The organism is Streptococcus mitis, from assembly GCF_002096855.1.
Classification (GTDB): Bacteria; Bacillota; Bacilli; order Lactobacillales; family Streptococcaceae; genus Streptococcus; species Streptococcus mitis_Y.
In genome coordinates this window covers 1-852 of the sequence record NZ_NCVH01000011.1, presented here as the reverse complement: position 1 = coordinate 852, position 852 = coordinate 1, and the positions used below count along the sequence as shown (strand labels likewise).

Below are 852 nucleotides of genomic sequence, written 5' to 3'. Positions count from 1 at the left end.
ATTTTTATCGCTCTCAATATCAAAAAAGAAAGGACTAAATCTGTCCTTTCTCGAGCTTAGCTTTTCTTCAACCCACTACAGTTGACAAAGAGCCGAACCAATTTGGTCCTCTCCAGGTTATAACTTTTCATCAACCCAATACAGTTGACAATGAGCCGGAATTAAGAATTCAATTTCTTATTTATTAAGAATGGCTTAGTCTTTCTTACGAAGGACAAAAGCTGCTAGGCTTGCAAAGGCAAGACCGATGATTGAAAGAAGACTAGTAGAAGCTGTACCTGTGCTTGGTAGAACTTTCTTATCTTGGCTTGCAGTTTCTTCTTTCTTAGTGTTTTCAGCTTGGTTCCCTGTTGTTGCAGTATCTTTCTTATCACCGTTGGTTGTTGTAGAAGCTACTTTCTTAGTTCCAACTTCGACAATCTCATCTACTGCTGGAATGGTGATTGTGTTAGATTTCTCAACACGACCTGTTTCTACTCCGTCTGTGTAAGTGACAGTTTCAACAATCGTGCGAACACCCTTCTTACCAGCTGTCTTCACTTGACGACTTCCTTCTGGAAGATCAGAATTTGTGACTTCCTTAGTTTGGAAAGCAACTTCTTCTGTCTTGGTCTCTTCCTTAGTCGTTACAACTGGGACTACTACTTTCTTAGTTCCAACTTCGATAACTTCGTCTACTGCTGGAGTAGTGATTGTGTTGGATTTCTCAACACGACCTGTTTCTACTCCGTCTGTATAGGTAACTGTGTAAACAATTGTGCGAACACCCTTCTTACCAGCTGTCTTCACTTGACGACTTCCTTCTGGAAGATCTGGATTTGTGACTTCCTTAGTTTGGAAAGCAACTTCTTC

Annotated in this window: 1 protein-coding gene; it reads right to left on the bottom strand. The window is 40.6% G+C overall.

Annotated elements, in window-relative coordinates; all coding sequences use genetic code 11:
* Window positions 1–195: 195 nt before the first annotated feature.
* A partial coding sequence (locus B7698_RS00590) for a G5 domain-containing protein (RefSeq protein WP_142358038.1) occupies window positions 196–852 on the bottom strand: 657 nt, incomplete at its 5' end.